The organism is Gemmobacter lanyuensis (assembly GCF_014652355.1).
In the GTDB taxonomy this organism is placed as follows: domain Bacteria; phylum Pseudomonadota; class Alphaproteobacteria; order Rhodobacterales; family Rhodobacteraceae; genus Gemmobacter; species Gemmobacter lanyuensis.
In genome coordinates this window covers 611,148-624,778 of record NZ_BMYQ01000001.1, presented here as the reverse complement: position 1 = coordinate 624,778, position 13,631 = coordinate 611,148, and the positions used below count along the sequence as shown (strand labels likewise).

The window sequence follows — 13,631 nt, the reverse complement described above, 5'->3', positions numbered from 1 at the left end:
GGCCGGTCATTCCAGCTCGATCGTCCCTGGCGGCTTCGAGGTCAGGTCATAGAACACGCGGTTCACGCCCTTCACCTCATTGATGATGCGGGTCATCGTCTCGCCCAGGAATTCATTGGTGAAGGGGTAGGTATCCGCCGTCATCCCGTCGACCGAGGTCACGGCGCGGATGGCCACCGCATAATCATAGGTCCGCCCGTCGCCCATCACGCCCACCGTCTTCATCGGCAGGATGGCGGCGAAGGCTTGCCAGATTTCGTCGTAAAGACCGTGCTTGCGGATCTGGTCGATATAGACGGCATCGGCCTCGCGCAGGATCGCCAGCTTTTCGCGGGTGATTTCACCGGGGCAGCGGATCGCCAGACCCGGACCGGGGAAGGGGTGCCGCCCGATGAAGCTTTGCGGCAGGCCGAGTTCCCGGCCAAGGGCGCGGACCTCATCCTTGAACAGCTCGCGCAGCGGCTCGACCAGTTTGAGGCCCATCTTTTCCGGAAGGCCGCCCACATTGTGATGCGACTTGATGGTGACGGAGGGCCCGCCCGAGAAGCTGACGCTTTCGATCACATCGGGGTAGAGCGTGCCCTGGGCCAGGAATTCCGCCCCTTCGATCTGGTTGGCGTATTTCTGGAACACGTCAATGAACAGCCGACCGATGGTCTTGCGCTTCACCTCGGGGTCCGAGACGCCTTCCAGCGCGCCCAGGAACAGATCGCTTTCATCCGCGTGGATCAGCTTGATCTTATAATTGTCGCGGAACATCTTGACGACCTCGGCCGCCTCGTTCTTGCGAAGAAGACCGTGATCCACGAAGACGCAGGTCAGCTGATCGCCGATCGCCTCATGGATCAGGATCGCCGCGACCGAGCTGTCCACGCCGCCCGACAGGCCACAGATGACCTGTTTGTCACCCACCTGTTCGCGGATCTTGGCAATCGCATCCTCGCGGTACGAGGCCATCGTCCAGTCGCCGGTGAAGCCTGCCAGCCGAACGAAGTTTTCGTACAGCTTGGTCCCCTTGGGGGTGTGATGCACCTCGGGGTGGAACTGCACGGCATAGAAGTTGCGCGACACATCGGCGGTGATGGCAAAAGGCGCGTTGGGCGAGGTGCCATAGACCTCAAAGCCCGGGGCGATCTTCGACACATGGTCGCCGTGGCTCATCCAGACCTGCTCGTCGCCCTCGGTGAACCAACCGTCGAGGATCGAGAGTTTCTGGGCCGTCGGCGTCACGAAGGCGCGGCCGAATTCGGCGGTGCCATGACCCCCTTCAACCTTGCCGCCAAGGCAATGCATCATCACCTGCTGGCCATAGCAGATGCCCAGGATCGGCACGCCCATCTCGAACACGCCCGCAGGCGGCATCGGCGCGCCCTCGGCATAGACCGAGGCGGGGCCGCCCGAAAAGATCACGGCCTTGGGGGCGAAAGCTTTGAGGAAAGCCTCGTCCACGCGGTTGAAGGGATGGATCTCGCAATAGACGCTCAGCTCGCGCAGGCGGCGCGCAATCAGCTGCGTCACCTGAGAGCCAAAGTCGATGATGAGAAGGCGATCGTGGATGTGGGATGCGGCTTGGGTCATGGTCGCGGATTAGCTTTGCAAGGGCGGAATCGCAAGGGGAAAGCGGTGTCACAACCGCCCGGGGGATGCCCCGACCCGGCCCCGCGCGACGCCCTGCCGCGGCCTTGCGGGCTGTCGAAAGGCGGCTATGTCGTTTTCAGGACGGAAGTGACGCAAAACGCTTGGGGTGGCCTCGGCGGCAGTTGCATATAGGATCAAAGTCAGGCGCCCAGGGGCGCGAACCGGAGGATTCTTCATGAGCGATGTGGCAGCAGGTGGTCGTCGGGCACGCGGCGGCGGTGCGGCGCGGCGGGCCGAGCGCACGGGTATCAGCTTTGAAACCGCGCGCTTCATCGAGCGCAACATCCCGAACTTCGAGATTCTGAACGAAGAAGCCCTTCAGATCATTGAATGGAATGCTGAAACCGTTCTGGAAGAGGTCGGCGTCAACTTCCTTGAAAACCCCGAGGCGCTGGACCGCTGGCGCGCCGCCGGCGCCGATGTGCGCGGCGAACGCGTCCATATTCCGCGCGGTCTGGCCCGCAAGCTCTGCGCCACCGCGCCCCGCACCTTCACCCAGCACGCCCGCAACCCCGCCCGCAACGTCGAGGTGGGTGGCAAGAATCTGGTGCTGGCGCCGGTCTATGGCCCGCCCTTCGTGCGCGATCTGGAAGGCGGCCGCCGCTATGCGACCATCGAGGATTTCCGCAACTTCGTGAAACTGGGCTATATGTCCAAGTGGCTGCACCATTCGGGCGGCACGGTCTGTGAACCGACCGACGTTGCGGTGAACAAGCGCCACCTCGACATGCTTCATGCGCACATGACCCTGTCGGACAAGCCCTACATGGGCTCGGTCACCGAGCCGGTCCGCGCGGCAGATTCGGTCGAGATGTCGAAGATCCTGTTCGGGTCGGATTTCGTCGATCAGAACACGGTGATGACCTCGCTCATCAACATCAACTCGCCGCTGACCTTCGACAGCGTGATGATGGGGGCGCTGGAAGTTTACGCCAAGGCCAATCAGGCTGCGATCATCTCGCCCTTCATCGTAGGTGGCGCGATGGCCCCGGTGACGGTGGCGGGCACCCTGACGCAGGTTCTGGCCGAGGTTCTGGCCGGCGTGGCTTACAGCCAGCTGATCCGCCCTGGCGCCCCGGTGATCTTCGGCGCCTTCGTGACCTCGATCGACATGAACTCGGGCGCGCCGACCTTCGGCACCCCGGAAGCCGCCCATATCACCTATGGCGCCGGTCAGCTGGCCCGCCGTCTGGGTCTGCCCTACCGTTCGGGCGGGTCGTTCTGCGGCTCGAAACTGCCCGACGCGCAGGCGGCCTATGAAACCGCGAACAGCCTGAACATGGCGCTGCTGGCGGGCGTGAACTTCATGCTTCACGCCTGTGGCTGGCTGGAAGGCGGTCTGGTGTCGTCCTACGAGAAATTCGTGATGGACGCCGATCAGCTCGGCACGCTGCACCACCTGGCGCAGGGCATCAAGATGGATGAGAACGGTCAGGGCATGGATGCGATCCGCGAAGTCGGCCCCGGCGGTCACTATCTGGGCTGCGCGCATACCCAGGCCAACTTCAAATCGGCCTTCTGGCGGTCGGATCTGCTCGACTACAAGCCCTTCGAGACTTGGGACGAGGAAGGCGCGCGCGACACGCAGCAGCTCGCCTCGGAGCGCGTCAAGAAGCAGTTGGCCGACTATCAGGCCCCGGCGCTGGACGAAGGCATCCGTGAGGCGCTGGACGAATACGTCGCCAAGAAAAAGGCGGCCGAGCCCGACGCCTTCATCTGATCGTTTCGGATTTCGGATCACAACACAAAAGGGGCCGCGCGATGCGTGGCCCCTTTTCCATTTCGGCAGGTGGTGTCAGCAGGCGCTCTGGTTCTGGCGCGGCAACAGTCGCAGCTCGGCCATCAGGGCGATCAAGACCTCGACATGGCGGTTGAGCGAATAGCTCGCATCCCCGGCGCGGCGCACCTCTTCCAGCTGTTCCTCGGCCTGGATCAGCCGCGGCAGCGTCTTTTCCGGCCCCGAAACCGTCTCTTGCCGCAGCAGGCGGCGCAGGTCGCGGTCGCGCTGGAAATCCTCAAGCCCCAGACGGGCGGCCCGCAGCAGCAGGGCAGGGCGGCGCAGATCGGCAAGCAGGGTGCGGAAATCGGTCATGTCAGGTCTCCCGTTCTTGATGTGGAAACAATGACACGGCGCAACCTGCCGTTGCATCTCTCTGCGTTTCGCCGCACGCCCGCGCAGGTTTTGTTTAGGAATTAGAAACAATTATCCATTTTGCCCCGGTGTTGACGTGATTTGTTAACCACTGGGTAACCAAAGCCTCCCACGGTTGCATCTGGCCCCATCGGGTCGGCCAACGGGAGGCCACAGGAAAACGAGAAGATGGAACCCAACCTGCGCGCTGATTTCACCCTTCCTGCCTGGCTGCCCGATGCCGTGCGTCTCTACCTCGATCATACCGAGGAGGGGCTGTCACTGCGCGAGCTGGCGCGGCGGCAGGGGGTCGCGGCCTCGACGGTGATGCGGCAGGTCCGCCGCTATGAGGCCCGCCGCGACGACCCGCTGGTCGATGAGGCGCTGGTCGCACTTGGCCGCGCGCAGGGGCAGGGCTCCGCTTCTTCCGCCCTTGGCAGAAAGGATGCCCCCGAGATGACCGCCCCCCTCCGTGCTACCCCCATCACGCTGGATGAAGCCGGGATCGAACGTGAAGGCCGCCGTGTGCTGCGCCGCATGGCCGAACCCGGCGCCGTGATGGCGATTGCGCCCGACATGCCGAAGGCCGCGGTGCTGCGGGCGGCGGCGGATGGGCGCATGGTGCAGACCGCCGTGCTGGAACGGGCGGTGGCGCAAGCCTTCGCGCTGCAGGACTGGATCGCCGTCCAGAAGACGCAAGGCCGCCTGACCACCTATGAGATCACCGCCGCGGGCCGTGCCGCGCTGAAACGCATGGTCGAGGAAGAGGACCGCCGCCGCATGACGCAGCACGCGGCCTTTGGCCTTGCGGAAATGGCGGTGCCCTTCGAAGGCGCCGCTTGGGCCGAGGCGGGCATTGGGGCGGGGGCCGATGCCCCGCGCCGCACGCGCTATGTGCAGACCGAAAGCCCGGTGGCCGTGCTGGCCCGCCGCCGCGACCGCGACGGCCGCGCCTTTCTGGAGGCCGATCTGGTGCAGGCCGCCGAGCGTCTGCGCGAGGATTACGAGCTGGCCCAGATCGGGCTGCGCGGCACCTTGAACTGGGATGGCATCCTGACCGGCGCTGATCGTGGCCCGGATATGGCCGAGCGCGGGGGAAACCCCGCCGCCACCGCCGCGCGCGAGCGGGTGGCCGCCGCGTTGCGCGATCTGGGGCCGGGCCTTGGCGATGTGGCGCTGCGGGTGTGCTGCTACCTTGAGGGGTTGGAGGTCGCGGAGCGTCGCATGGGCTGGGCCGCGCGGTCAGGCAAGATCGTGCTGCGGATCGCGCTGCAACGCCTGCGCCGCCATTATCAAGACCGTTATGGCCGCTCCGGCCCTCTGATCGGCTAAGCCGCGGTCAGAAGATCGCGGCCTGCGCCGCACTGAAGATCAGGCCGAGCGAGAGCGCCCCCAGCCAGATTGCCGCCAGCCGCCGGATCAGCGGCGCCGAACTGCGGGCGGGGCAATCCGCCCGCGCCGACATGCAGGCGCCAAGCGCGGCCCAGATGGCGGCCACCGCCACGATCAGCGCGGCAAACATCACCACGCGCCCGGCCAGATCAGGGCCGGGCAGCAGCGCCAGCCCGATAAGCAGCGCCTTGGGGTTCAGAAGCGTGGTCAGGAACACGCGCCGGGCCGTCACCTCGGCCGGGGCGCCCGCGGTGGGCAGGCGCCACATGCGGATGGCGAGCGACATGACCCAGGCGCCCGCCACCACCGCCAGCACTGGCCGCAGGACGGGCAGAGCCTCGGTCACCGCCGCGCCCAGCGTGGCCAGCGGCACCACCACCAGCAGATAGGCCGCAACCTCGAACGGAATCAGCCGCAGCGCCGCGCGCCAGCCACGTTCCGCCCCGGCCAGCGCCAAAAGCGTATTCGTCGGCCCCGGCGTCAGCAAAAGGCCGAGAAGGGCAAGGGCAAGCTGCACTGTGGTCATGGAATCTCCTGTCCGCATTGCAATGTGTCGCGGGCCGCGCCGGGCGACCTTGATCCGGATCAAAGCGCTTTGCCAAGGGCATCTTTGCGGGGGTACGCTGCGTCGCGGCAATCTGTCGCGCGGACCCCGCGCAGCAAAAAGGGGCCAGCATGATGCCGGCCCCTTTGGGTGTCTTCAGCGGTGCCGGATCAGGCCGCGGCGCCCTTGGCGGCATCCATCAGCCAGGCCATGACGGTTTCCGGCGACGACACGCCATAGGGGTCTTCGCCGTGGTTGTCGGCCAGACCGGGCTCTTCGAACCAGGCTTCGACCACGCCATTGTTGACGATGGCGGCATAGCGCCAGGACCGCAGGCCGAAGCCCAGATTGTCCTTGCGGACCAGCATGCCCACGCGGCGGGTGAATTCACCCGAGCCATCGGGGATCACCTGAACATTTTCAAGGCCTTGTGCCTTGGCCCACTGGTTCATGACGAAGCTGTCATTGACCGAAAGGCAGTAGATCGCATCGATCCCCATGGCCTGGAAATCGGCAAAGCCCTTTTCGAACCCCGGCAGTTGGTAGGTCGAACAGGTGGGGGTGAAGGCGCCCGGCAGGGCAAACAGCACGACGCGCTTGCCGCCGAAATAGTCTTCGGTGGTCATCTCCTGCCAGCGGTAGGGGTTCGGGCCGCCGACCGCTTCGTCGCGCACGCGGGTTTGGAAAGTGACCGAGGGAAGCTTGGAGCCGGGAAGCATGGGAGGAGGTCCTTCTTTAGACAAGTTCCAGATTGGCCCCTGCGGTAGCCCGCGCGCCGGGGCGGGTCAAGATGCTGCGCCGCGGCAGAGGCGGTCCGCCGCCGGTCTGCCCAAACTTCGGGCAACTGCGCCCAAGGCTGCGACATCGGCATCGGGCGCGCGGCAAGCCCCGCGGTTGCCACCGGGGGGCAAACGTCCTATGTCAAGGGAACCTTTGGCCGAAAGGGGAAAGACCCGATGCGCGACCTCAAGCTTCCTGACCAACGCCACCCCGAAAAGGCGCATCGTCCCGATCAGGAACAGCCGAAGAAACCCGCATGGATTCGCGTCAAGGCGCCGACCTCGCAGGGGTACAAGGACACGCGCGACATTCTGAAGTCGAACAAGCTGGTGACCGTCTGCGAAGAGGCGGGCTGCCCGAATGTCGGCGAATGCTGGAGCCAGGGCCACGCGACCATGATGATCATGGGCGATATCTGCACGCGCGGCTGTTCCTTCTGCAATGTCGCCACCGGCAAGCCGGATGTGCTGGATGCCTTTGAACCCGGCCGCGTCGCCCATGCGGTGCAGACGCTTGGCCTGAAACATGTGGTCATCACCTCGGTCGATCGCGACGATCTGGCCGATGGCGGGGCCGAGCATTTCGCCCAGACCATCCGCGCGATTCGCCACCGCTCACCCGAGACGACGATTGAAATCCTGACCCCCGATTTCCTGAAATGTGACGCTTCGGCGCTGGAAAACGTGGTGGCGGCCAAGCCTGACGTCTTCAACCACAACCTTGAAACCGTACCGGGGCTTTACCCCACCGTGCGGCCCGGCGCGCGTTACTTCCATTCGCTGCGGCTGCTGCAACGGGTGAAAGAGCTTGACCCGACCATCTTCACCAAATCGGGGATCATGGTGGGTCTGGGCGAAGACGCGCAGGGCGTGCGGCAGGTCATGGATGACATGCGGTCGGCCGATATCGATTTCCTGACTATCGGGCAGTATCTGCAGCCCACGCCGAAGCACCACCGGGTTGACCGCTTCGTCACGCCCGAGGAATTCGCCGCCTATGAAAAAGCCGCCTACGGCAAAGGCTTCCTCATGGTGTCGGCCACGCCGCTCACGCGGTCGTCCTATCACGCGGGCGATGATTTCGCGCGTCTGCGCGCAGCGCGTCTGGCCAAGTTGGGCCGGGCCTGAGCGTTTCCCCCCGCGTTACGGCGTGGGGGGCACCCGTTTCAGATAGGCGGCTACGGCGGCAGCCTCTGATTCCGGCAGGCGGGCGAAGTTTTCCACCACATGCGCCATATGGCCGCCCACGCTGTCGAACTCTGGCGTGAAGCCGGTGGTCAGATAGGCCACGATCTCCTCTTCCGACCAGGTCAGCTTGGCGGGGGTGATGTTCGGGATGGTGCCTTGGCCCGATGGGTTCGGCCCGCCTGCAAGCCAACGACCGGTGTCAAGCCCGCCCAGCAGGTTGCGCGGGGTGTGGCATTCGCCGCAATGGGCCAGCGCCTCGGCCAGATAGCGGCCCCGCGTCTCTTGCGGCGTCAGATCGCCCGCAATCACCCAATCCTTCGGCAGGAACAGCAGCTTCCACAGCCCCAGACTGCGACGAATGTTGAAGGGAAAGCCCAGATCATGCGGCAGGCTGGGGGCATCGCTGGCGGGCAGGGTGTCGATGAAGGCCTTCAGATCGGCCAGATCCTGCAGCTCCATCCGGGCATAGGCGGCATAGGGAAAGGCGGGGTAATAGTGGCTCCCGTCGGGCGAAACGCCGCGCTGCACCGCATTGGCGAATTGCGCCAGCGTCCAGCCACCGATCCCGGCCTCCGACGGCGAGATATTGGGCGCAACGAAAGTCCCGAAGGCCGAGGGGAAGCTCTGCCCGCCCGCCAGCACCAGCTGCGCCGCCCCGGTTGACCCCGGGGCCATATGGCAGGACGCACAGCCCGCTGCATGGAACACCGCCTCGCCCCGCGTGGCCTCGCCCACAAGGCCCGCGGTTGCCCCATCGGGCAAGGGCCGCGGGGCTGACAGCACCCAGGCGCCAATGGCACCGACGACAGCAAGGCCCAGAACCCCGGTGAAAATGCGCATCTCAAATCTCCCTGAACGGGCAAAGCCTAACCGCGCGACCGGCCGCGCGTGATCACGGCTTCGTGTAGGGCGGAAGGGCGGTGGCCAGCGCATGCCAAGGGGCGGCGCGGAAATGGCTGCGCGCCCGGGCTGAAGGGGAAGGCAACGCCCAAAGCACCACGCCCGGCGCCCGCACATCCGGGGGCAAGGGGCCTGACGCCAGATCGGGCCGCCCCAGTGCCAGCCGCGCGGCCGTCAGGCTGGTGAAGGCCAGCGTTGCAGGCTGGCAGGCCGCGATCCGCGCCCAAAGCCCCGCCGCATCCCAGGCCGAGGCCGGAATCTCCGCATCGGCCCCAAAGGCGGTTTTCGCAAGATCGGTCAAGCCGATGCCAAGGGACAAAAGCTGATCATCCTCATCGGGGCGGAAAAGCCGCGGGGTCAGCCCGGTTTCGGCCAGCATGGGCCAGAACCGGTTGCCCGGCCCGGCATAGTAGTGCCCCTTGCGGGCCGACACCGTTCCGGCTGCGGTGCCGCAAAACACCACGCGCAGCCCCGGTGCCAGCCGATCCGGCAGGATCATTCGGTGAAACGCACCTTGCCGATATAGGGCAGGTTCCTGTTACGCTGTGCAAAGTCCAGCCCGTAACCCACGACAAATTCATCGGGAATCTCGAATCCCGTCCAGCTTGCCTTGATATCGACCTCGCGGCGCGAGGGTTTGTCGAGCAGGGCACAAACCTCAAGCCGCTTGGGGTTCCGGCTCAGCAGCAGGCGCTTCACATGGCTGAGCGTGAAGCCCGAATCGACGATATCTTCCACCACCAGCACATCCTGCCCGGCAATTTCGCCGCGCAAGTCCTTGAGAATACGCACCTCTTTCGATGAATGGGTCGCATTTCCATAGCTCGATGCTTCAAGGAAATCGACCTCGACCGGCAGGTCGATCTCGCGCACCAGATCGGCGATGAACATGAAAGACCCGCGCAGCAGCCCCACCACGATCAACCGTTCCGACCCGTGGAAATGGGTGGTGATCTCAGCGGCAAGGGCCTCGACCCTCGCGGCGATGGCCTTGGCGGAAATCATCTGATCGATGACATATGGACGCTGCGACATGGGGCACCCCTTGATTTCTTGGCCCCATTTACACATTACCCACAGCGAAGTCACGCCGGGAACCTGCGATGCCGACCCATCATGAAAAGCGCGTGCTGCCCTATAGCGCGCAGCAGATGTACGATCTTGTGGCCGATGTCGCGGCCTATCCCAAATTCCTGCCTTGGACGGCGGCGGCGCGCATCCGGTCGCGCACGCCCATCGCCGACGGGGGCGAGGTGATGGAGGCGGATCTGGTCATCAGCTTCAAGGTCTTCCGCGAACGCTTTGGCAGCCGCGTCACACTCTGGCCCCAGCAAATGAAGATCGACACCGAATATCTGGACGGCCCCTTCCGCTATCTGAAAAGCGGCTGGCAGTTCCGCGATGTGCCGGGCGGGTGCGAGGTCGAATTCTTCGTCGATTTCGAATTTCGGAATGCCATCCTTCAGGGCATCATCGGCGTCGTGTTCAACGAGGCCATGCAGCGGGTGGTGCGCGCCTTTGAACGGCGCGCAGCCGAGCTTTACGGCAGCTGAGGATCAGCTGTTCAAATCATAGGCGCGTTCGCCATGCACTGTCAGATCGAGGCCATTGGTCTCGGTCTCCAGATCCACGCGCAGCGGCGTGATCGCGGCGCAAAGCTTGATCAGCCCCCAGCTTGCCACCACGGTCCAGAGGCCTACAATCGCCAGCCCGCCCAGTTGCGCGGCCCAGTTGCCCAGCCCGAACACCGCCACCATGATCGTGCCGAAGATGCCGCCCACGCCATGCACGGCAAAGACATCCAGCGTATCGTCAATGCGGGTGCGGTTGCGGATCAGCACGACGATCTCTTGGCACAGGATGCCCGCGACCAGACCGATGATCAGCGCCTGCAGCGGCCCGACATATCCCGAGGCCGGGGTGATTGAGGCCAGCCCCGCGATGGTGCCGGTGACCAGACCCACCATCGAGGCGCGCCCATGCTTCACGCGTTCCCACGCCACCCAGGACAGCGACGCCGCAGCAGCCGAGATATGCGTGACGGTGATGGCCATGGCCGCCTGACCATTGGCCGCCAGCGCCGAGCCGCCGTTGAAGCCGAACCAGCCAACCCAGAGCATCGCCGCCCCGATCATCACCAGGCCGGGGTTGTGCGGCGGCGTGGTGCGGTGCTTGCGCGGGCCAAGGGCGCTGGCCACCAGCAGGGCCGCAAGACCCGCCGTTTCATGCACCACGATCCCGCCCGCAAAATCGCGCACGCCGGTTTCGCCAAAGATCCCGCCATCGGCCAGAAAACCGCCGCCCCAGATCCAGTTCACCACCGGCGCATAGACCACCAGCATCCAGAGCCCCGAGAACAGCAGCACAAAGCCAAAGCCCACCCGTTCCACATAGGCGCCGACGATCAGCGCGGGGGTGATGATCGCGAAGGTCATCTGATAGGCAAAGAACAGGATTTCGGGCAGGCTGCCGGTCAGGCTTTCAGGCGTGACCCCCATGAGGAACAGCTTGTCCGTGCCGCCCCAGACCCCGCCGCCGCCGCCAAAGGCAATGGAATAGCCCGCGCCAAGCCACAGAAGGCTCATCAGGCAGGCGATGGCAAAGCAATGCATGAAAACGCTCAGCACGTTCCGCCCGCGCACAAGACCGCCGTAAAAAAGGGCAAGTCCCGGCAGGGTCATGAACAGCACCAAGGCCGTCGCAGTCAGAATCCACGCAGTATCGGCGGCATTCATCGTCAGGTTCCCCATTCTTCCCGTTCCCGCGCGGTAAAGCGGGGTTTTTCTGACGATCAAAGCGGCGGATGCCTCCCGACCTGCCAAAGAAACGGGCAGAACGCGATATGCTGAAAATTTGCGCGAAATCTGGCGGTTTCTGCCGCAATCAGGGCGTTTTCTGCATTTCAGCTGTCGCCTGTGCCAGCAGATGCAGCGCATGATCCCGCGTCGCCGCGCGCACGGCCGCGCGCCCCAGCGGGCCGAATTCGACGGTTTCGGTAAAGGTGGGGTGCCCCTTGCGGGCAAGGCCGAAACAGACGCGGCCCTCGGGCTTGTGGTCCGACCCGCCGGGGCCTGCGATCCCGGTGACCGAGACGGCAATCGTCGCCCGCGACCGGGTCAGGGCGCCGTCTGCCATTTCACGCGCCACGGGTTCCGACACGGCGCCGAAGGCGTCGAGGCTGGTCGCTGTCACGCCCAGCATGTCCTGCTTGGCAGCGTTTGAATAGGTGACAAAGCCGCGGTCGAACACGTCGGAGGACCCGGCGATATCGGTCAGCGCAGCGGCAATCATGCCGCCGGTGCAGCTTTCCGCTGTTGCGACGATGGTTGAGGTTCGCCGTGCAAGGTTCAGAAAATCCTCAACTTTCATCGCGTCATCCTATCATGGGTTGCAAAATCGCATGGTAGATCCCGGCCAGGATCACGGACCCCAGACCGGCGAAAAGCCCGGCCCAGAGGTCATCGAGCATCACGCCCGCCGCATCGCCGCGCCGATCTGCCTGACCCACGAGCCAGGGTTTGCGGATGTCAAACAGGCGGAACAGCACAAACGGCACCACCCAACCGGGCCAAGCGCCAAACAGCAGGCTGTCCACATCGTGCCGCCAAAGCGGGATGATGGTGAAGGAGAGCGCGAGCCACTGGCCCGCCACCTCATCAATCACCACTTCTGAGGGATCACTGTCAGAATGCCCCGCAAGGTATTGGGGAATGGTCCAAAATCCGGCCAGCGTCGCCAATGCGGCACCGGCGGGCACCAGCAGCGCATAACCCGTTTCATAGGCCAGCACCGCCAGTGCAACGGCGGCCAAAGACCCCCAGGTGCCGGGTGCCGGGCGCAAAAGTCCCGCGCCGAAAAAGGTGCAGATCGCGGCAATCATGCCTGCACCAGCGTGGCGGTGGCAATGGCGGCGATGCCTTCCTCACGCCCGGTAAAGCCCAGACGTTCCGAGGTGGTGGCCTTGACGCTGACGCGGTGCAGATCAACCCCCATGATGGCGGCAAGGGCTGCGCGCATCGCCTCGGCATGGGGGCCGATCTTGGGGCGTTCGCACACCAGCGTCACGTCGCAGTTCATCAGCCGGAAACCCATTTTCGTAGCCAGTTCAATGGCATGGCGCAGGAAGATATGGCTTTCGGCGCCCTTCCACTGCGGGTCTGACGGGGGGAAATGGCGGCCGATGTCGCCCTGCGCCAGCGCGCCATAGATAGCATCGGTCAGGGCGTGCATCCCCACATCTGCATCGGAATGGCCCAGCAGCGCCTTGCTATGGGGCACTTTCACGCCGCAGAGCCAGCAGTGATCGCCCTCGGTAAAGGCGTGAACGTCATAGCCATTGCCAAGACGGATCTCCATGCGGCGTCCTTTCAGGATGGTCTCTGCCCGGGCGAAATCACCGGGGAAGGTCAGTTTCAGATTGTCCTCGCTGCCCTCGACAATGCGGACGGGCAGGCCCGCGGCGCGCGCGACTTCGACATCATCGGCGGCATCGCCGGGATGGGCGCGGTGGGCGGCAAGAATCGCGTCGAAGTGAAAAGCCTGCGGCGTCTGTGCGCGCCAGAGGCCGTCGCGGTTCTGCGTGCCCGCAACCTCACCGTCCGCACCCCGCCAGAGCGCATCGGTCACCGCCAGCGCCGGGGCTGCGGCGGGGCCGTCGTCCAGCGCGCGGTCGAGGCGCGCAATCAGATCGGGGGTGACGAGCGGGCGCGCGCCATCATGGATCAGAACGCGCGTGATGCCCTCGCCCTCTAGCGCCTCAAGGGCATTGCGCACCGATTGTGCGCGACTGTTGCCCCCTGCCACCAGCAGGGCATCGGTCCCCAGCGCCTCGGCCCGGGCGCTGTCATCGGGGTGGATCACCAGCACCCGGCGCATCCCTGCAAAGGCGGCAAGCGTATGGGCCAGCACCGGCTGCCCGGCAAGGCTTTGCCATTGCTTGGGGATCTCTCCTCCGGCCCTTGTGCCGCGCCCGGCGGCAACGATGATCGCGGCTGTGGTCATGCGGCTCTCCTTGTGCTTGTTCCTAGGCCAAGCCTGCGCGCATGACAATGCGGTGGCA

15 protein-coding genes are annotated in these 13,631 nt (G+C 65.1%); 4 read left to right on the top strand and 11 right to left on the bottom strand.

From position 1 onward, the window contains the following. Positions 1 to 6: 6 nt before the first annotated feature. Positions 7 to 1,578, bottom strand: coding sequence for a glutamine-hydrolyzing GMP synthase (gene guaA, locus IE101_RS02980; RefSeq protein WP_189632294.1), 1,572 nt, complete (start codon positions 1,576 to 1,578; stop codon positions 7 to 9). Positions 1,579 to 1,813: 235 nt separating this feature from the next. Between guaA and IE101_RS02975 the strand changes: the two genes are divergently transcribed. Continuing rightward, complete coding sequence (locus IE101_RS02975; protein WP_189632293.1) at positions 1,814 to 3,358, top strand: trimethylamine methyltransferase family protein; 1,545 nt, start codon at positions 1,814 to 1,816, stop codon at positions 3,356 to 3,358. A 75-nt stretch (positions 3,359 to 3,433) separates the two neighbouring features. Here the strand turns inward: IE101_RS02975 and IE101_RS02970 are convergent, their stop codons facing one another. After that, a complete protein-coding gene (locus IE101_RS02970; RefSeq protein WP_189632292.1) occupies positions 3,434 to 3,730 on the bottom strand; it encodes a DUF6477 family protein in 297 nt (98 codons plus the stop codon). Between the two features lie 228 nt (positions 3,731 to 3,958). Here IE101_RS02970 and IE101_RS02965 point away from each other — a divergent pair, with 228 nt between their 5' ends. After that, positions 3,959 to 5,101, top strand: a complete 1,143-nt coding sequence (locus tag IE101_RS02965; RefSeq protein ID WP_189632291.1) for a DUF6456 domain-containing protein — start codon at positions 3,959 to 3,961, stop codon at positions 5,099 to 5,101. Positions 5,102 to 5,108: 7 nt separating this feature from the next. Here the strand turns inward: IE101_RS02965 and IE101_RS02960 are convergent, their stop codons facing one another. Beyond that, the gene (locus IE101_RS02960; protein ID WP_189632290.1) at positions 5,109 to 5,687 is read right to left on the bottom strand and encodes a LysE family transporter; all 579 of its coding nucleotides are present in this window, start codon (positions 5,685 to 5,687) and stop codon (positions 5,109 to 5,111) included. Positions 5,688 to 5,875: 188 nt separating this feature from the next. Further along, the gene (locus IE101_RS02955; RefSeq protein WP_189632289.1) at positions 5,876 to 6,424 is read right to left on the bottom strand and encodes a peroxiredoxin; all 549 of its coding nucleotides are present in this window, start codon (positions 6,422 to 6,424) and stop codon (positions 5,876 to 5,878) included. Between the two features lie 237 nt (positions 6,425 to 6,661). Here IE101_RS02955 and lipA point away from each other — a divergent pair, with 237 nt between their 5' ends. Beyond that, positions 6,662 to 7,612 (top strand): lipoyl synthase, encoded by a 951-nt coding sequence (gene lipA / locus IE101_RS02950; protein WP_189632288.1) that lies wholly within the window; start codon positions 6,662 to 6,664, stop codon positions 7,610 to 7,612. A 15-nt stretch (positions 7,613 to 7,627) separates the two neighbouring features. Here lipA and IE101_RS02945 read toward each other — a convergent pair whose 3' ends face one another. The 3 genes from IE101_RS02945 to hpt are packed head-to-tail and all read right to left on the bottom strand — an operon-like array spanning position 7,628 to position 9,607. After that, positions 7,628 to 8,512, bottom strand: coding sequence for a cytochrome c (locus IE101_RS02945; RefSeq protein WP_189632287.1), 885 nt, complete (start codon positions 8,510 to 8,512; stop codon positions 7,628 to 7,630). 52 nt (positions 8,513 to 8,564) lie between these two features. After that, on the bottom strand, positions 8,565 to 9,071 hold the full coding sequence (locus tag IE101_RS02940) for a mismatch-specific DNA-glycosylase (RefSeq protein ID WP_189632286.1): 507 nt from the start codon (positions 9,069 to 9,071) through the stop codon (positions 8,565 to 8,567). Then, positions 9,068 to 9,607 carry a hypoxanthine phosphoribosyltransferase gene (hpt, locus tag IE101_RS02935; protein ID WP_189632285.1) on the bottom strand — a complete coding sequence of 180 codons (540 nt, stop codon included), beginning with the start codon at positions 9,605 to 9,607 and terminating at the stop codon, positions 9,068 to 9,070. The genes IE101_RS02940 and hpt overlap by 4 nt, the downstream gene beginning before the upstream one ends. A gap of 68 nt (positions 9,608 to 9,675) precedes the next feature. On the opposite strand from hpt, the gene IE101_RS02930 reads away from it, so the two are divergent. Then, entirely contained in the window at positions 9,676 to 10,125 is a 450-nt protein-coding gene (locus IE101_RS02930; protein WP_189632284.1) for a type II toxin-antitoxin system RatA family toxin, read from the top strand. Between the two features lie 3 nt (positions 10,126 to 10,128). Here IE101_RS02930 and IE101_RS02925 read toward each other — a convergent pair whose 3' ends face one another. The 4 genes from IE101_RS02925 to IE101_RS02910 all read right to left on the bottom strand — a co-directional run bounded on the left by IE101_RS02925 (position 10,129) and on the right by IE101_RS02910 (position 13,573). After that, on the bottom strand, positions 10,129 to 11,307 hold the full coding sequence (locus IE101_RS02925; RefSeq protein ID WP_189632724.1) for an ammonium transporter: 1,179 nt from the start codon (positions 11,305 to 11,307) through the stop codon (positions 10,129 to 10,131). Positions 11,308 to 11,455: 148 nt separating this feature from the next. Then, positions 11,456 to 11,941 (bottom strand): CinA family protein, encoded by a 486-nt coding sequence (locus IE101_RS02920; protein ID WP_189632283.1) that lies wholly within the window; start codon positions 11,939 to 11,941, stop codon positions 11,456 to 11,458. A 4-nt stretch (positions 11,942 to 11,945) separates the two neighbouring features. After that, the gene (locus IE101_RS02915; protein ID WP_189632282.1) at positions 11,946 to 12,452 is read right to left on the bottom strand and encodes a phosphatidylglycerophosphatase A family protein; all 507 of its coding nucleotides are present in this window, start codon (positions 12,450 to 12,452) and stop codon (positions 11,946 to 11,948) included. Continuing rightward, positions 12,449 to 13,573 carry a bifunctional 2-C-methyl-D-erythritol 4-phosphate cytidylyltransferase/2-C-methyl-D-erythritol 2,4-cyclodiphosphate synthase gene (locus tag IE101_RS02910; protein WP_189632281.1) on the bottom strand — a complete coding sequence of 375 codons (1,125 nt, stop codon included), beginning with the start codon at positions 13,571 to 13,573 and terminating at the stop codon, positions 12,449 to 12,451. The genes IE101_RS02915 and IE101_RS02910 overlap by 4 nt, the downstream gene beginning before the upstream one ends. Positions 13,574 to 13,631 lie beyond the last annotated feature (58 nt).